Source organism: Candidatus Symbiopectobacterium sp. (genome assembly GCF_020054415.1).
Taxonomy (GTDB): domain Bacteria; phylum Pseudomonadota; class Gammaproteobacteria; order Enterobacterales; family Enterobacteriaceae; genus Symbiopectobacterium.
Window position 1 is genome coordinate 1 of the sequence record NZ_JAHWCO010000482.1, and the last position, 17,095, is coordinate 17,095.

The 17,095-nt window shown below is 53.7% G+C and carries 13 protein-coding genes and 4 pseudogenes; 1 reads left to right on the top strand and 16 read right to left on the bottom strand.

Features of this window, described 5'->3' with window-relative positions; genetic code table 11:
- Nucleotides 1–229: 229 nt before the first annotated feature.
- The 7 genes and pseudogenes from QZ506_RS14110 to QZ506_RS14140 all read right to left on the bottom strand — a co-directional run.
- A pseudogene (locus QZ506_RS14110) lies at nt 230–517 on the bottom strand (helix-turn-helix domain-containing protein); the annotation flags it as partial.
- Nucleotides 518–1,108: 591 nt separating this feature from the next.
- Complete coding sequence (mukB, locus tag QZ506_RS14115; protein ID WP_291971865.1) at nt 1,109–5,548, bottom strand: chromosome partition protein MukB; 4,440 nt, start codon at nt 5,546–5,548, stop codon at nt 1,109–1,111.
- A gap of 2 nt (nt 5,549–5,550) precedes the next feature.
- A complete protein-coding gene (mukE, locus tag QZ506_RS14120) occupies nt 5,551–6,273 on the bottom strand; it encodes a chromosome partition protein MukE (protein ID WP_291971867.1) in 723 nt (240 codons plus the stop codon).
- Nucleotides 6,254–7,576 carry a chromosome partition protein MukF gene (gene mukF / locus QZ506_RS14125; protein WP_291971869.1) on the bottom strand — a complete coding sequence of 441 codons (1,323 nt, stop codon included), beginning with the start codon at nt 7,574–7,576 and terminating at the stop codon, nt 6,254–6,256. The genes mukE and mukF overlap by 20 nt, the downstream gene beginning before the upstream one ends.
- Nucleotides 7,573–8,037, bottom strand: a pseudogene (locus QZ506_RS14130) (tRNA uridine 5-oxyacetic acid(34) methyltransferase CmoM); the annotation flags it as partial. The pseudogene QZ506_RS14130 and the gene mukF, both read right to left, overlap by 4 nt.
- Nucleotides 8,013–8,141, bottom strand: a complete 129-nt coding sequence (locus tag QZ506_RS14135) for a hypothetical protein (RefSeq protein WP_291971871.1) — start codon at nt 8,139–8,141, stop codon at nt 8,013–8,015. The gene QZ506_RS14135 and the pseudogene QZ506_RS14130, both read right to left, overlap by 25 nt.
- A gap of 60 nt (nt 8,142–8,201) precedes the next feature.
- A pseudogene (locus QZ506_RS14140) lies at nt 8,202–8,540 on the bottom strand (methyltransferase domain-containing protein); the annotation flags it as partial.
- A gap of 188 nt (nt 8,541–8,728) precedes the next feature.
- Between QZ506_RS14140 and elyC the strand changes: the two are divergent.
- Complete coding sequence (gene elyC / locus QZ506_RS14145) at nt 8,729–9,517, top strand: envelope biogenesis factor ElyC (RefSeq protein ID WP_291971873.1); 789 nt, start codon at nt 8,729–8,731, stop codon at nt 9,515–9,517.
- Nucleotides 9,518–9,522: 5 nt separating this feature from the next.
- On the opposite strand, the gene QZ506_RS14150 is transcribed toward elyC, so the two are convergent.
- The 9 genes and pseudogenes from QZ506_RS14150 to QZ506_RS14190 form a co-directional block, all read right to left on the bottom strand.
- Nucleotides 9,523–10,416: a YcbJ family phosphotransferase gene (locus tag QZ506_RS14150; RefSeq protein WP_291971875.1), complete on the bottom strand. Its 894-nt coding sequence runs from the start codon at nt 10,414–10,416 to the stop codon at nt 9,523–9,525.
- Nucleotides 10,417–10,704: 288 nt separating this feature from the next.
- Nucleotides 10,705–11,451 carry a 3-deoxy-manno-octulosonate cytidylyltransferase gene (gene kdsB, locus QZ506_RS14155; RefSeq protein WP_291971877.1) on the bottom strand — a complete coding sequence of 249 codons (747 nt, stop codon included), beginning with the start codon at nt 11,449–11,451 and terminating at the stop codon, nt 10,705–10,707.
- Complete coding sequence (locus QZ506_RS14160; protein ID WP_291971880.1) at nt 11,448–11,630, bottom strand: Trm112 family protein; 183 nt, start codon at nt 11,628–11,630, stop codon at nt 11,448–11,450. Before QZ506_RS14160 ends, kdsB begins: the two co-directional genes overlap by 4 nt.
- A gap of 44 nt (nt 11,631–11,674) precedes the next feature.
- Nucleotides 11,675–12,667, bottom strand: coding sequence for a tetraacyldisaccharide 4'-kinase (gene lpxK / locus QZ506_RS14165; protein WP_291971882.1), 993 nt, complete (start codon nt 12,665–12,667; stop codon nt 11,675–11,677).
- Complete coding sequence (msbA, locus tag QZ506_RS14170) at nt 12,664–14,412, bottom strand: lipid A ABC transporter ATP-binding protein/permease MsbA (protein ID WP_291971884.1); 1,749 nt, start codon at nt 14,410–14,412, stop codon at nt 12,664–12,666. Before msbA ends, lpxK begins: the two co-directional genes overlap by 4 nt.
- 95 nt (nt 14,413–14,507) lie before the next feature.
- Entirely contained in the window at nt 14,508–15,122 is a 615-nt protein-coding gene (locus QZ506_RS14175) for an MBL fold metallo-hydrolase (protein WP_291971885.1), read from the bottom strand.
- A 12-nt stretch (nt 15,123–15,134) separates the two neighbouring features.
- Nucleotides 15,135–15,425 carry a hypothetical protein gene (locus QZ506_RS14180; RefSeq protein ID WP_291971887.1) on the bottom strand — a complete coding sequence of 97 codons (291 nt, stop codon included), beginning with the start codon at nt 15,423–15,425 and terminating at the stop codon, nt 15,135–15,137.
- Between the two features lie 32 nt (nt 15,426–15,457).
- Nucleotides 15,458–16,195 (bottom strand): annotated as a pseudogene (locus QZ506_RS14185) (ComEC/Rec2 family competence protein).
- Nucleotides 16,196–16,228: 33 nt separating this feature from the next.
- Nucleotides 16,229–16,708 (bottom strand): DUF4131 domain-containing protein, encoded by a 480-nt coding sequence (locus QZ506_RS14190; protein WP_291971889.1) that lies wholly within the window; start codon nt 16,706–16,708, stop codon nt 16,229–16,231.
- Nucleotides 16,709–17,095 lie beyond the last annotated feature (387 nt).

The window sequence follows — 17,095 nt, forward strand, 5'->3', positions numbered from 1 at the left end:
CCTTCTAGTAAGAGAATGCAATGAATACCAACAAGGTGGACACAACCTCATTTTGGACTAGATCCAAACAAAATAACTATAGTTTATATTTGAGAAAAACAAAGTGTATAAGAGAACAAAATTTCATACGAATACGTGGTTCATGGTGGGAGATATAGAACGGCCATAATTTTACAGAATTTCATGACCCAAAAAATTTTCAACCCTGTATATATTCTAAAATTATAGATCGCAGCTCATTACTGGTCCGGTGCTGCCCATGGGGCGGGAACTCAATAGAATAATCAACAACCGCGCGTTCAGTGGCTTCGTCGGCGCGGTTCTTCAGGTTCGGAACCCGGCGGTTCTGGTTAACCAGCGCATCAATGCCGCCTTCAGCATCCAGTTCCTGATAACGGTAAAATGTATCGCGTGACACTCCCATGATCTTGCAGGCTTTTGATACGTTACCGAGTTCTTCGGCGAGATTGAGCAGGCCGGCTTTGTGTTTGATCATGGGATTGTTAGTATGAAGCATGAGAGTTACCTCGCGTTTTGTTTAAGGATTAGACACCCATATCAAAACCGGTAACTCTCAACCTTTCAAGGTCAAGTGTCAGATCTAGTCTCGACTAATACAATTCATCCCCTGTATTCACTAAACGCGATATCAGCCACGATATTTTTATCGGCAATGAAAGCCACGATGTCCAATGAATATGACTCTCTAATTCACGTTATGCAGAAACTGATTGTCATCAAATAGCGCAAAACGTTGAGATGACCTGCCACTTTAATTATTCGCTCATCATTATCGTTACTATATAAAGAGAAAATGTTTTTTGCGCCACTTACCGCATGTTTATTTCACTGTTCCGTCATATTCGCGGCGTCAATCAGGGAAACTGAGAGACAAAAAAAGAGGCCGTTTAGCACGGCCTCTCAGACTGATGATTACGTCACGTCAACAACTCGTCATCCCCGACTTCCCTCTTGTTATCCTCGGCGAAAGCCGGGGATCCCTGAAAGAATAAACGCGTTTCTTCTGCACGAGATTCCCGCCTTCGCGGGAATCACGGTTTCAAGCAGGACTGGCACCATTTCTGCCCGCTATACCGTAAGCGTGCTGCTACGATGCCTGTACCTGCGGCGCTTCATTCTCACTGCCAAAACCACGCAGCCCGACCACGTGCACATGCTCCTGATTCTGAAACACTTTACGCACCAGCTTATAGGTGGTGCCTTTTTCCGGACTGATATTTTCCGGTGCAGCAATCACCAACTGCATTTCCAACCGCTCACACAGTTCGAATAACGTAGCGATGGATTTCGCATCCAGACGCGCCGCTTCATCGAGGAACAGCAAACGACACGGGATAATATCTTTGCCGCGCAAGCGTTTGGATTCATCTTCCCAGCTCTGCACCACCATCACCAGAATCGACATCCCGGTCCCGATCGCTTCACCGGTGGAAAGCGCGCCGCTCTCTGCACGCAACCAGCCATCGGCGCCGCGATTAACCTCCACTTCCATCTCAAGGTAGTTGCGGTAATCGAGCAGTTCCTCACCGATGGTTTGCGGCGTGCGTTGTCCCATATCCACTTCAGGATTAAGGCGTTGGTAAAGCTTCGCCAGCGCTTCTGAGAAGGTCAACCGGTTGCTGCTGAACAGGTCCTGATGCATCTCTTGCTGTTCCGAGAGCACATTGAGCAGCGTGGTGTGTGTTTCACGCACGTTGACGTTCAAGCGCACACTTTTCACCTGCCCAAACGCAACCGCCTGCAAGCCCTGGTTCAGCATGCGTATGCGGTTTTGCTCACGCTGGATGGTTTTGCGAATAATGTTTGCCACGCTCTTGGAACTGATCGCCAGCGTTTTCTCACGCGCGGTCAGTTCTTCGGTCAGGCGGTTGAGTTCAATTTCCATCTGCTCAATGGCTTCAACTGGATCATCGGTACGAATAATGTCCTGACGAATACGCTCACGCAGATGCTGATAAACCGCAATATAGAACTGCACTTTGCGCTCAGGCCGCTTTGGATCTTCCGATGCGCGCAGCACATCACGCAGATGTTCATTATCCGCAACCGCCAGTCGCAATGCCCCCAGCGCTTTATCCGACATGGATCTCAATTCGTCAGCGTCCATGTAGGCCAGTTCACGACGGTGCAAACGGCGCTCCACGCCATTGTCTTTCACCAGGCGCATGACGGCACACCAGACCGCCTTCGCAGTCACCACCTGTTCGCGCATCTGGTGATAATCACGTTCCACTTTGCGCAATTTTTTCTGCAAGCCATACATTTCCGCTTCACAGAAGGTAATCTGCTTCTCCAACTGATTACGGCGCGTGCGGTTGGCACTCAAGGCAGCATGCAATTCATCACGGCGAGTACGGGCGCGAGCTTCTGCATCCGCATCCGCGCGCACGCCGATCTCCTGCAACTCCTGAATAAGCTCTTTGTGCATTTCATTTTTGGCGTCATGAGCACTGCGCAACGAAGCCTGCACCTGGCTGTACTGCGTTAACTGCGCCTGCTGCTGACGCAATTGTTCACGCGAACGGGTACGCTCGGTTTCTGCCTGATCCAACCGTTGGCGCAATTTGTCATTCAAATCGGCATTTTCCCCCAGCATGTCCGCTGAGTCGCTATAGCTGAAATGAGGACGCCGTTGCACCACTTCCGTTAAGGCAAACGCCTGCTGTTTCGCCTGACGCTGTGCACTTTGCGCCTGGGTGTACTGTGCTCGCAGCTGTTCATGCTGCTGTGGATCGCTTTGCAGCACCGCCACCAATGGCTCCAGTTTCACCAACGACGTACCGTGCTGCGTAATAAATTGCGCGGACTCTTCTGCGGCATCCAGCTCGTCGCGAATCTCCTCGATCCGGTCATGCAAGGTATCATCATACAGTATGCTGACGCGTGGGATCAGGCGGTTCAGCAATGAAACACACTCTTTAACCTGGTCGTATTGCTGACGTTGCTGCTGGTTTTCTGCGTCAAAATTATTAATGGCACGGTCCAACTCACCGCGACGTGAGCTCAAGGGACGCAGCGCCGCCTCAGGATCGTCATCGAACGCAATAGCCAGATGAGAACCGATAAAACGGCTGAAGGCCTGGTGCAAACGCTGCGTCTTTTGCACGTCAAACGACAGCGTGGCGCACTGCTCTGCCAGCGCTTCACGTTCGTCGCGCAGACTCTCCAGCCGGTTTTCGCGCGCCGCGCGACCAAACAACGGCACGTTAGGGAAACGCGAATAGCGCCATTGGCGATCGGCGATTTTAACCACCACCGCTTTTTGTAACTCTTCTACTGCAAAGACGCTGTCATCGAACGATTGCGGATCCCCTTCGATCAGATAGAGATCTTCCGGACAGTCCTCCAACCCTTCAAGCTGCTCACGCACCAGCGACAGATCGGCCACAACGATGCCGTGGCGTGATGGCCCGTAGAGCGCGGAGTAGTACGGCGCATCGTCCAGCGTCACGTCATCATAAATTTCGGACAGCAACACGCCGCCAAAGCGTTCTGCCAGCGCCGCCATCCGCTGATCTTCCGCACCACCTGGCTGACTTAACCGCTCGATTTGATCGTCGATGTGACGTTTACGCGCCGCTACCTCATCACGCTCGACCGTGATTTCACGCTCACGCTCCAGCAGTTGCTGCAAATGCTCGGTCACTGCCTGACCATCAGCAAACGTCGCCCCACTCTGTTCACTTAATTGCGTCAGGGCTTCCTGTGCAGCCAGCCACACCGGTGCACGCGCGGTTAATGTCTGGATTTGTTGCTGGGTCTGCTCCAGTTCCTGACGCAGCGCCAAACGACGCTCCCCTGCTTCCGCGACCTGCGCAGAGAGGGTTTCAATCTTCAATTCCAGTTCCTGCTGCAAGCTGTCCAAGTCTTCCTGCTCACAGGGCTGACCATAGCGTTTGCCAAACTCTTGCAGCAGACGTTCTGCTTCTTGCTGTTCGCGCAGACGCTGTTCCAGTTCAGTCAGACGACCGCGCAAAGGATGCACACGTTCTGCCTGATAGCGCTGCGAGGTGCTGTCGCGCAGCACATCACGCGCCGCCTGCCAGGCCTCGCTACGCGAAACGTTACCCACAATTTTGCTGACTAGCTGATAGGCTTGTTCAAATTGGTTATGTGCCGCATCGGAAACGCTCAGTGTTTGTTCCAGTTGCAGCAACAGTTCGGTCGCCTCCTGCTCCCGTGCGTGGAAGGTTTCCAGCCACTCATCGGCGTTATCCGCCGTTAAGTCCGGCAACAGGCAGAGCGAGCGAGCCCGCTCCAATGCATGTTGCGCCTGCTGGTACTGGATCGCCCGGGTCTGCTGCACGTCCAGCGCCTGCTGGTAGTCAGCGAGTTGGCTTTTCAGTTCATCCACTTCCTGCTCGGCAGCCTGGGCGCGCGCGTCGTTCTCTTCGAGCTGTTCGCGCGCTTCTTCTACCATGATGTCCTGCTCTTCCAGACGCGAACGCAGCTCTTCCAGATCCGCGTCGTAACGCTCAATCTTCTCCTGCTGACGCAGCGCCGTTTGCACTAGGTTAAGGTGGTCGCTGGCAGCCTGGTGATCGGTTTCCAAATCGCTTTCGGCGTCCGTTTGTTCCGCCAACTCGCGCGCCATTTCCACATGGCGGTACTGCTCATGCACCAACTGCTTGCGACTACCAAACAGGTCATGACGCAGCGCCAGCGCACCATCCAAATGCACCCGCCGCTCATTGGCATGGCGCATATAGTCAGCAGCCACGTAGGAAGTGGCTTCTGAAATCAGGTGTTTGAACAGATCGCGATCCGATTGCGTCACCCGGATGGCTTCCAGTGTCACACGGTTTTCCCACAATGCCGCTTCCATGTCCTGGAACGCCTTGCGCACCCCGCTATTTTCCGGCAGAAGGTAATCACGCAGCGATCGAGTGATGGCGCTGGAGATCCCGCCGTACAGAGAGGCTTCGATCAAGCGATAGAATTTACTGCGATTGGAAGCGGAGCGTAACCGACGAGGCACCACGCCCAAATCAAACATCAGCGCATGGTAATCGGTAATGGAGTTGAACTGTTTGAACAGCACGCCCTCCATCTCTTCCACACGATCTTTCAGTTCTTGCAACGTCAACACCCGAACCTGGCGTTCGCCCAATGACTGGGTCAGCACCTGCGTCGGCTGCAACGTAGTGGGCAATCCCTGAATGGCAAAGGATTTGATATCGACTTTTTTATCGCGCCCTGCAACCTGTTGCAGGCGCACCCCTACCAACACGCGCTGATGGCGGGAATTGACGACGTCCAACGTGGCATAACACACGCCGGCGCGCAGCTTGCCGTGCAGCCCTTTATCGCGTGAGCCGCTGGTGGCCCCCGCCTCCGTAGTGTTACGGAAATGCAGCAACGTCAAATCGGGGATCAGCGCGGTGATAAAGGCCGCCATCGTCGTCGATTTTCCCGCGCCGTTACCGCCGGACAGGGTGGTAACCAGTTCGTCCAAATCGAACGTCCGGGCAAAAAAACCGTTCCAGTTGACCAGCGTCAGTGAGCGAAATTTACCGCGTTCAATCATTGTTATTCTTCCTCTCCACTCTCTGCCGCGTTGTCTTGCGCACTTTCACCCTCTTCGACCTCATCGTTCAACGACAGGCCGCTATCTAACGGCAGTGCTTCGCCATCACGGATCATGCGCAACTGTGCTTCACGTGCATCGTCGCCGCTGCGCACGTCGGCACCGAAACGAAACGCCGCTTCGGTGATACGGAATTTGCTGCTGTCGTTGCCCATGAAGTAGACCATCCCCAAGCGCCGCAAGCGATTCAACGAGGTTCTGACCTTCTCCTGCAATTTCTGCCGGTCAAGATCCGAGCCGGTTGAACGTTGGTTGACCAACTTCAGCAACTTGTTTTCATCGGCCAGACTCAACAGCTCTTCATAAAGTTCCTGCTGAGTGAAAATGCCCTCTTGCGCCAGTCGCTCCGGACTGAGGTAGAGATAGCAGAGAATTTTTCCCACCATCATGTCCAACTCGGACAGCACCGAACGCGGGATCAGGGTGGTCGATCGCGGACGCAGATAGAAAAAACCTTCCGGCGCGCGGATCAGTTCCACGTTATAGCGTGCGTAGAACTCCTCCAACACGTCCTGAAAATCCATTAGGTAAGCATGGTTATCCAGCTCTTCCACGCCAATATGTCGTCCCGTACGCAGTTGGCTATCGAGCGAGGGAAACAGGGTATTGGCTAACGCCGTTGCCAGTTTAGCTGGCATGATTTTATCAATAGTTGTCGATGACATGGGCCTGTACCTTGGCTCCGTAATCATTGATTGACTGCCATAGCGCAGGCAATCCGGTGAAATCCGCTTCTGCCACACCCAGACGCACCGCCTGGTTGACCACGATTCGTGCCACATCAAAATGCTGCGCCCGGGGATAGTGACTTAGGTAATAGTGTACCACGTCCACTAGGTTGAGCGGGATGCGCTCGGTTTTATATTTTTGCAGCGCCGCTTCTATCAGCGCGGCGATCTGTTCGCGCATTTCGCTGAATTCTTCATACTCCAGCTCCGGCGGCAATTCGCCTGTCACTTCATCACTACGCAGCGCCAGCTCTTCATCGCGCATGTCCAGCAGACGATCGGCATTGGAAAAGGTCAACGCCCAAGGCTGGTCAAAATAATTTTGCACCGACTGGCGCAGGCGCTGAGCGAATACCCTGTTTTTATCCATATCAATGGCGGTACGGATAAACTTGTGGACGTGCCTGTCATAGCCAATCCACAGATCGATAGTTTGCTGCCCCCAACTGATGATGCGGTCAAGCTTGGCTTGCAAATCGAACACCAGTTTATCGACAAACTCGAGCTCAGGATGCTGCATCGTCGCCTCCTGGATCTGCAACAAGCTGGTTTGCAACCTATCGCCCGCCGCTTCCAATGTGTCCTGCAATTCACGCAGGATGCCGGAGGTTTCTGTCAGCAAATGCTCACAATTGGAGATTGCTGTGCGCCAATCTTGCGTCAGCAGCGCAGCGATATCATCTTTCACCCCCTGCTGCTGCTCGTCCATCACACGCTGAGAAAGATCGATACTGTCAAAAATTTCCGCCACCGAATATTTAAGCGGCGCGAATACATTACGGTGCCAGTGGAACTCATCGCCGCCCTCTTCTGCTGCCTCCGCCGCGTGCAACAGTTCTTGCGCTACAATAGAGAGTTGCATAGACAGGCGCAGAGTCGAAAACTCGCGCTGGCGGATGTAATAGTCGGTGATGCCAATACCGAGCGGCGTCAGCCGGTAGATGGCATTGCCATCCGCCATTTCACTGACAAAGCGATTCACCAAACGCTGGCGTACCAAATCGTTGATGGCGTTATTTGCACGCATTGCCACGGTTTCATGGGTTTGTTCAAATCCCTTGCTGACGTGACGAAAGGCATCCACCAGTTCCCCTTCGCTCATTTCGCCATCCATCCGCTCGCCGTTCAGCGTGGCAATCGCCAGCAGAAACGCCAAGCGTTCGGTGGGGAGTGACAGGGAAAAATCATTTTTTCGCGCCCAGGCAACCAGTTCCGGCACTGTCTGGGAAAAATCACTCATAGAGCATCCTTTATAGGGCTTTTACGCGCCATGACATGAAGATATCGTCCTAGGCTAACAAAAGGCTCCTGGCGACAATAGAGCTGTTCCAACGCTAACAATTCCTCGAAATTATCGATTTGTTGCTGCTTGTTCTGCAAGTAGTCATGAAACACCCGTACACCGGTCTTTCCTTCAATCGTCATCCCCAACGCATCGAGCCAGCCATAAACCTGCTGAGGATCGAGGGGATGATCCGGCGACAGCGAACGTCGTTTGCGCTTTGGCATACCGGCTTGCACATAGGCAAAATTACCCAGCACCACATTGCGCAGCAAAAGTGCATGATGATTATAAAACATCAGCGAAAAAACACCGTCAGGGGCCAGACAATCCGTTAACGTCCGCAATATCGCCTGCGGATCGGCTACCCATTCCAGCACTGCATGGAACAAGATTAAATCCGCCGGATACGCCATATGATCGGCTTTGTTGAATAATAGGGAATAATGCTGTTATGACACGCCTGTTTTGGATTAAAATGCTGATCGCTCCGGGATGCATCACCACGCTCTGGATTTAACATACTGATTTTACATCAAGGGAATCCGAAGCCTTTATGGCTACGCAGCATAATATCTATTTATTCAACAAAGCCCATATGATCCGCAATATCCTGCGCTGCACAGTGAACGAAACGCATACTATCGGCTACGCCCTGTTCCTGAGCGATGCTGCTGGCGCGGTGAATCATCTCATCTGAAACATCGCACAACAAGACATGATGTCCTAAAGCCGCCAACCGACAGGCAATGTGCCCTTCACCACCGCCCGCATCAAGAATCCGCAAAGGCCGGTCAGGAAATGTTTTCAGCAACGCATCCAGATCCTGCCACAGCACCGCCTGACGCACCTGGCCTTTGGTGGTGCCATAGATATTACGGGAAAACATTTCGGCGATATCGTTAAAATTGCGATCTTGCATTGCGCTGCGTTCCACGTCATCGTTAGGGCGATCGCCCGGCACGGAGTGCCCTCATATACCCGATGTTCGGGTATAACGCCATATTTCCTTCAACCTGTTATTTTGGCACAGGCGGCACGAGAATAAACCGCCTGACCGCACGATATTTTGCCGGATGACGTTTTTTCACCCAAAGGGAACCTGATTTCATGCTGTTTACCCTAAAAAAAATCGTTGGCGGATTGCTGCAACCGCTCCCATTATTGATGGTGCTGATGGGAGTTGGTCTGGCGCTGCTGTGGTTCTCGCGCTGGCAACGAGGGGGAAAGGCCGTTATTTCCTGCGCCTGGCTGGCGTTATTGCTGCTTAGTGTGCAACCCATCGCCGATAAGCTGCTGCTACCGTTGGAAAGCCACTACACGACCTGGCAGGCAAGCGCAGCACCGATTCCGTATATCGTGGTGCTGGGCGGCGGCTATACCTACAACCCGGCATGGGCACCGAGCGCCAATTTAATCGGTAACAGCCTGTCACGGGTGACCGAAGGCGTACGTCTTTATCATGCCAATCCCGGCACAAAACTGATTTTCACTGGCGCAGCAGCACAGGGAAATCCGATGACCAGCGCACAAACCGCTGCGTTGGTCGCGGAGAGTCTGGGGATTCCGCGCGAGGATATCATCACGCTGGATACGCCGCGCGACACGGAAGAAGAAGCCGCGGGCACGGCGGCCCTTATCGGACAACAGCCTTTTCTGCTAGTGACATCAGCCAGTCATCTTCCGCGAGCCATGGTGTTCTTCCAGGCGCAAGGACTGCATCCTATACCGGCCCCCGCCAATCAGTTGGCCACTACCAGTGCGCTCAATCCGTGGGAAAAAATATTCCCTTCAGCGTTTTATCTGTCTCACAGTGAACGTGCCTGGTATGAGACCCTAGGCTTACTGTGGCAACGGTTGAAAGGCAGCGAAACGCCGCCAGAAGCTGCGTCGAACTGAGAGATCTATTCCAGCCACGGAGTCAATTCGCGCGTGGCGCGATCGAACAGCGCGCGATCCAATTGTCCGGTGTGAAGGTAGCGAGAAACCGCTTCCCAAATGACGTAACGCCAGCGACGATAGACAAAATTTTCCGCCAACGGTACTTTTTGCAGGTAGCGATAGAGTAACGCTTCCGACATACCCGGCTCGCACAGGCGAAACATGTCATATTCTCTGGGAGCCCACAATATCATGCCGGGGTTGATCATCGCCAGCAATTGATCGCTGCGCGGGTCTTTGAGCATACTGCGCAGCGATAAATTACCGTGCACCAACACGCAACCGTCATCAAAATCATCAAACAAGGCATCAAGACACTGGCGCGAGCGATACAACACGCTGCGATCTTCCTGCGTCAGTAACGGTGCACCTACATTCAATAACGTTGACCAAAGCATCTCCAGCCGCTGTTCGTACCAACTGAGCCAATCGTTATCCTGCGTGCTATCCACGCTGCCCACACAGCCGTGACTATCGATGCTGTGCCAGAGCAGTACGCTTTCAACCACATGATCCATCAGCGATGCCCAACGCTCGGGGGTGCGCGTTGGCGCTTCAACTGATATACCGCGCAGGCGCTCAATCAACAGCAGCTCTTTGTAGGGGGCTTCCTGGGTGATCACCACACCGTACACCGTCGGCAAGCGTACATCCCCCTCGCGCGCCAGCATGGAAAGCTTGTACGCTTCTTGCTGCGCGATGCCCTGACAAACATAGCTTTTCGCCAACAGCGGCATGGAGTTGCCGTTATTGTCATACAGGGCGTATAAGTGTGCGTAGGGTTGCTCACTGATGCGTTCGAGCCGGCTTAATTTTTCCCCCAACACCGTGCTTAATTCAGCCTTCAAATGTTCCATACCTTGCTAAACCTCGCTCCTGCTTCAGGATCCCGCGTGTCATCATGCGGTGGACAGCCGTCAATTTATTCAATATAGATCAAATAATGTGCCATCGGCAGGCGGTATACCGGTTTTGGCGCAAGGCGAGAAGTGATGTCACAAGCAAGTGGGGGGAGTAGATAAAAACGTCACGTTCCCCTTCGTCATCCTCTGCGAAAGCCGTGGATCTCTGCGAGAATAAAGGCGTTTCGTCGCAAGAGATTCCCGCCTCCGCGGGAATGACGGAGGGAGCGTAAGTAGCAAGCGTTACAGCATCACCGCACGCACACGCTGTAAATCTTCTGGCGTATCTACGCCGACGCTGGGCACAGCCTGCGCTACCGCGACATGGATTTTCTCGCCGTACCACAGCACACGTAACTGTTCAAGCAGTTCGATCTGCTCAAGGCTACTGGGTTGCCAGGTCACATAACGACGGATAAACCCTGCGCGATAAGCGTAGATGCCAATATGGCGTAAGAAGTGGTCGCCAATCGTCTCCTTGTTTTGAGCAAAACGCTCGCGATCCCAAGGAATGGTGGCGCGGGAAAAATAGAGCGCGTAGCCCTGCGCATCCATCACCACTTTTACCGCATTGGGGTTAAACGCCTCTTCTGCTGTGGTGATAGGTACGGCTAACGTCGCTATCCCGGCCTGACACACGGCCAGATTATCCGCCACCTGACGAATAATCACCGGAGGAATCAAGGGTTCATCCCCTTGGAAGTTAACGATGATTTCATCATCCGGGAATTGGTAACGCTCGATAACCTCTGCCAAACGTTCCGTACCAGAATGGTGATCGGGGCTAGTCAGACACACTTCCCCGCCAGCCAGTTCCACCGCACGTTGAACGCCAAGATGATCCGTCGCGACAATAACACGGCTGGCACCGGACTCCAGGGCGCGTTCCATCACATGCACCACCATCGGCTTACCGTTGATATCGGCCAGCGGCTTTCCCGGTAAGCGCGTCGAGGCATAGCGCGCAGGTATGATCGCAGTAAAACTCATTGTGTTATCTCATCGGCGGGAATTTTACGCGCTTCGTTTTCCAGCAGGACCGGAATACCATCACGCACTGGATAGGCCAAAGCATCCGCTTTACAAATCAGTTCCAGCTTCTCTTTGTTGTAGTACAAGCGTCCGTTGCATACCGGACAGGCAACGATCTCGAGTAAACGGTGATCCATGTATCCTCCATTAAAGGTGCTTACAAACAAAATAGGTAGCCACGTTACGCGCGCGGCGAAGGCAACAGTGACGTTATCTTATCCAGCAATAGCGATGCCCCAAGCTCGGCAAGTTGCGCATCTACCGGTACGTACCACCAGTTATCCTGTGCGAAAGCGCGGCACTTCACCGCATCTTTTTCCGTCATCAGCAATGGCTGCTGATTATCCTCGGTCAGCGCTTGAATGGCTTCTGGCAAATAAGTTTGGTGATCGGCAAACGTGACTTCGCGCACAACGTTTACGCCTTGAGCCCGTAGCGTGGCAAAAAATCGGGGAGGATGACCAATGCCCGCCATGGCGACACTTCCGGTCAAAGTCGCCACCGGGCAGGTTTCTCCCGTGAGTACATTAATCGCGTCACCAGGTTGCAAATGCATGGCTATTTCGCCGAACCGGGATACGCCACCGTTAACCACAATGGCATCCACACTGCGCAAACGATCGGCACGTTCGCGCATAGGCCCGGCGGGCAGCCACCAGCCGTTACCAAAACGACGCTCACCGTCCACTACCACAATCTCGATATCCCGCGCCAGCGCATAGTGCTGCAAACCATCATCGGTGACAATCACATCAAGCGGCTGACGCGCCAGTAGCGCTTCAATGGCATCGCGCCGCACAGGGGATACCGCCACCGCAGCGCCCGTGCGCTGGTAAATCAGCACTGGCTCATCTCCCGATTGCGCCGTAGATACCGAGGCATCCACCACCAGCGGATAGCGCTCCGCCTTGCCACCGTAGCCACGCGATACCACGCCAACGCGATACCCTTGGCGTTGCAGTTGCTCCACCAGCCAGACCACCAGCGGCGTTTTACCATTTCCACCTGCGGTCAGGTTTCCCACAACCGCTACCGGGATAGGCGCACGCCAAGCACGACGCCAGCCAGCACGATAGCTATAGCGGATAACCGCCGTTATCAGTCCGTACAACATCGCCAAAGGGATCAGCAGCCAGTAGAGCCGCGATGTACCAAACCAGATGCGCGCTATCATTCGCCAAACTGCATTTTATGCAACTGTGCGTAAGCGCCATTTTTCGCCAGCAGCTCCGCGTGCGGCCCGCGTTCAATAATTTGCCCGTCCTCAACGACCAGAATCTCATCAGCACTCTCGATGGTAGACAAACGGTGCGCAATCACCAACGCGGTACGATCTTTTTGCAGCTCATCAAGAGCAGCCTGAATCGCTCGTTCTGATTCGGTATCCAGTGCTGACGTGGCTTCATCCAGCACCAGAATCGGACAATCACGCAGCAATGCGCGTGCAATGGCGATACGCTGACGTTGCCCGCCAGAGAGCAATACGCCATTTTCACCGATAATCGTATCCAGTCCGTTATCCATTTTGCTAATAAAGTCCATCGCATGGGCCATTTTAGCTGCGCGCTCGATGTCTTCTCGCGAGTAGCGATCGCCGCAGGCATACGAGATATTATTAGCAATGGTGTCGTTAAACAGGTGCACGTGTTGCGACACTAGTGCGACCTGACGACGCAGCGAGGAGAGCGTATAGTCGCGCAGGTCATGCCCATCCAGCAGGATCTCGCCGGATTGAATGTCGTAAAAACGCGTGATCAGGTTGGCGATAGTGGACTTGCCGGAACCCGAACGCCCAACCAACGCCACCGTTTTACCCGGAGGAATGTGCAGACTGACATTTCTCAACGCCAATGTATCTTTGGTAGGATAGGAAAAACTGACGTTGCGGAATTCCAAATCTCCTTCTGCCCTTTCCAGCACTCGCGTACCTTCGTCTTTCTCCTGCTCCATATCCAGAATGGCAAACAGCGTTTGGCACGCTGCCATGCCGCGTTGAAACTGGGCATTGACGTTAGTTAACGATTTAAGCGGACGCATCAGGGCGATCATCGAGGAGAATACCACGGTAATGGTCCCGGCCGTCAGCGTATCCATCACACTCGGGAAGCTGGCGGCATAGAGCACAAATGCCAGCGCCAGAGACGCAATCAACTGGATAATCGGATCAGAAATCGCTGACGCCGAAACCATTTTCATGCCTTGGGTACGAATGCGGTTACTGACTTTATCAAAACGCGCCACTTCAACGTCCTGACCGCCGAAAATCAGCACTTCTTTATGGCCTTTCAGCATCTGCTCGGCGCTGGCCGTCACCTGCCCCATGGTGTTCTGAATATTTTTGCTGATATTACGAAAGCGTTTAGATACCACGCGGATCGCAATAGCCACGATGGGAGCGATAACAATCAGGATAATAGACAGTTGCCAACCGTAGTAAAACATCAGCACAAACAGACCGATAATCGATGCACCTTCACGCACCAACGTAATCAACGCGCCGGATGAGGACGAAGCCACCTGTTCAGAATCATAGGTAATGCGAGAGAGCAGCGTTCCCGTTGATTGCTGATCGAAGAAGCCTACGGGCATACCCATGATGTGGCTGAACAAGCGACGGCGCATATTCATGACCACCTTGCACGATACCCAAGAGACGCAGTAGGCGGACACATAACCGGTTACCCCGCGTACCAGCATCAGGCCCATCACCACCAGTGGCATCCACAGCAGAATGCTGCGATCAGTTTTCCCAAACCCTTCATCCAGCAAAGGCTTCAACAGCGAGAGCATCAGCGTGTCACCCGCCGCATTGACGATAAGCGCGATTGCCGCCGCGGCTAAGCCCGCCTTAAAGGGAGAAATCATCGGCCACAGGCGACGGAAGGTCTGCCAGGTGGAGAGATCTTTATCATTCAGCATGCATTAAACCTGAATTATTTATAAATAGCCGCTTATTCTACTCACTATCGCGCTTTACGCCAAACCACTGATGATACCAAAACGGCAATAGCCGCTCACGATAGGGTAAAACCTGCCAGCGTTCGTTGAAAAAACGTACACTGATTTGTCCTGACTGCGCCGTATCGACCCAATGATGCCCCGCGTTGCGATAACGTGCGATAATCGCAGCAGACGGCAGACGGCAGACGCCAAGGAGTATAGCGCACGGTAGAGGCAAGCGCATACCGTGAATTCACCGCGCGTAAAAACGGCGCACTGGATGAGGTCTTGCTGCCGTGGTGGGGAATTTGTAACAAATCGGCAGCCAGTTCGTCTCGCAGTGCGCTCTCAATGCGTCTTTCTGCTTTTATTTCAATATCTCCGGTCAATAACACACGGTGTTTACCATCATCGATGCGCACCACGCATGAATCATCGTTGCCTGTGTGCGCCACCGGCTTCGACCGCCACAATACCGTAAACGTCAACCCACGCCACTGCCAGCTTTCCCCCTGAATGCAGGCGCGATGACCCGGCTCGGTAAACGGACTGTAGACAGTCAGCGCCGGGTACGCCTGCAACAAAGAACCTAGCCCACCGATGTGATCCTGATGGCTGTGACTGAGAATAACCGCCTCGGGCGTGATGCAGCGCCAGCGTAAATGGGGCAAAATCTCGTACTGCGCCATGTCTCCACCCGGTCACTGGCTGCATGTATCAAACAGGACAGCATGCCCTTCCTGTTCGATAACAACGGCTAATCCGTGCCCCACATCCAGCATATCCACTCGCCACTCCGGTTGCTGATCTGCCGCACGTTGCAGCACCAGATACAGCACTAACGCCGCCACGCTAGCAGGATAGACCCGCCACCAGCCAAAGCGCCAGATAATGACACCGCACCACCCAAGCATGCTCCAGGCAAGGTAATGTTCGTCAATCGTTATCCAACCGTGTTGCAGCGGCTTGAGCACCATGAACACCACATCCAACGATCGATCCGCCAGCCACCAAGTGCTGTAACTTAACGGGGGGGGGGGAACGACGCCAGCGGCAGTGCTAACAACACCAAGGGCGTCGTAACAAAAGAAACCAGCTGTACGGCCCAGATATTAGCCGGTAGCGATGTCAGACTGATGCCCTTAAATATGCCACATTGCAAATGTGCCACACGCAGTAGCGCCCATTGCCACCCTTGTCGTAAACCATAAGGCAACGGAACCCATTAAAACCAAAAAACCAGCCCGGCGACGGCGACACAAGAGAGCCAAAAGCTGCTGGACAGCACCATCATCGGCTCACTAAAAAACACTAAGGCAACACACCACAACCACACTTGCCAGGATGTGCAGGTGACCCCCCACCAGCGAATCAGCGTCCAAATGCTATATGCCAGTGAGGCCCGGATCGCCGGAGGGTTCTCGCCCGCTAACCATGCATAGCTCCAGGCTAGAAGTACTCCGGCCAACAGCGGTAACGACGGCACTATCCAACGTAACGGTAACAAGCGCTGCACCGCGCGCATCAGTTCCCAACCGAACAGGGCAGCCAAAACGATATGCAATCCGGAAATCACCATCAGGTGCATGGTGCACGTCTGCTGTAACACTGCACTGGCTTCAGGCGTTAACGTTTTCATTACGCCAAACACCAACGCCAGCAAAATTGCATGCCAACGCAGCGAACTGGCGTGCTGTTCAAACTGTGTTAACAGACACTGACGTGCACCGCATGCTAGCGTAATCGGCGTTGCGCGCAGCACGCGCGCCGACGCCAACTGTCGCTTGTCAATCCCTCAACGTTGCCGGTCAAATCCCCCCTGATTTAACCGACTATGCAACGGACGAAAGCGGGCGCGAATCGACCAACGCTGCCCGCCGCACCATGCTTCCATCGCATTTGGCAGCGTGAGCGTGGCGTAAAATGCCGAAAAAATCCATCGGCCTTGCAGCTTCTCAACCTGAACCAGAATCTGTTGATCCTGATGACCGGAGATGCGCATCTCAACTATCTTCACCTCAGCGCTCAGCATTTTGCCATCAATGTCGGTCATTGTCATTAGCATGGAACGGGCATCAAGCAGCGCGAGCGCCAAACAGAGAAAAGAGAGGCTCAACACGCGTACTATTTTGGAGCGACAGGTTGCCAGCAGCAGCGTCGATATCATCAACACAGTGACTGAAGCCCAGCGCGGTGGTATCTGCGACAACCACAGCAGAGGAAGTTTTCCCGCAATAACAGCACATGACGCTAGGCTAAACGACATTCTCGCCATCGCTGCCCCCTTTAGTATTCAGCAGCCAGCAGAGTGACTAGTTACGGTAAAAGGGAACAGCCCTATACCACAGCGCTGCAGCGGGATTCGCACGGGATGACGCCAATTTTCATGACGGCGCAAGGTGGGTGAAACGCGGTCGCAATTGTCAGCGAGGCAGGGACAACGCGCAAAGTATCATGCAGGGGACTAAAACGCAGCAATAAAAAAGGCCGCACAGGCGGCCTGATGAAAAAGGATGTACGCTTACGTGTACTAGCTCAGACCTGATCTGACAGTTACCGATTATTTATACAGGTGTCTGTCAGATTACATCTGGTTCAGATTCTTTTCTGCCCAGATCCGTTTTCCATCGAGTAAAGTGGCCATCGGCGTACGCCCGCAGCA

Coding starts and splice junctions, on each gene's coding strand:
- mukF (WP_291971869.1), bottom strand. CDS start 7,576: ATGAGTGATTTTTCCCAGACAGTGCCGGAACTGGTTGCCTGGGCGCGA.
- QZ506_RS14150 (WP_291971875.1), bottom strand. CDS start 10,416: ATGGAACATTTGAAGGCTGAATTAAGCACGGTGTTGGGGGAAAAATTA.
- QZ506_RS14160 (WP_291971880.1), bottom strand. CDS start 11,630: ATGGATCACCGTTTACTCGAGATCGTTGCCTGTCCGGTATGCAACGGA.
- msbA (WP_291971884.1), bottom strand. CDS start 14,412: ATGCTGAATGATAAAGATCTCTCCACCTGGCAGACCTTCCGTCGCCTG.
- lpxK (WP_291971882.1), bottom strand. CDS start 12,667: ATGATAGCGCGCATCTGGTTTGGTACATCGCGGCTCTACTGGCTGCTG.
- QZ506_RS14190 (WP_291971889.1), bottom strand. CDS start 16,708: ATGGCGAGAATGTCGTTTAGCCTAGCGTCATGTGCTGTTATTGCGGGA.
- mukE (WP_291971867.1), bottom strand. CDS start 6,273: ATGTCATCGACAACTATTGATAAAATCATGCCAGCTAAACTGGCAACG.
- mukB (WP_291971865.1), bottom strand. CDS start 5,548: ATGATTGAACGCGGTAAATTTCGCTCACTGACGCTGGTCAACTGGAAC.
- QZ506_RS14135 (WP_291971871.1), bottom strand. CDS start 8,141: ATGTTAAATCCAGAGCGTGGTGATGCATCCCGGAGCGATCAGCATTTT.
- elyC (WP_291971873.1), top strand. CDS start 8,729: ATGCTGTTTACCCTAAAAAAAATCGTTGGCGGATTGCTGCAACCGCTC.
- kdsB (WP_291971877.1), bottom strand. CDS start 11,451: ATGAGTTTTACTGCGATCATACCTGCGCGCTATGCCTCGACGCGCTTA.
- QZ506_RS14175 (WP_291971885.1), bottom strand. CDS start 15,122: ATGGCGCAGTACGAGATTTTGCCCCATTTACGCTGGCGCTGCATCACG.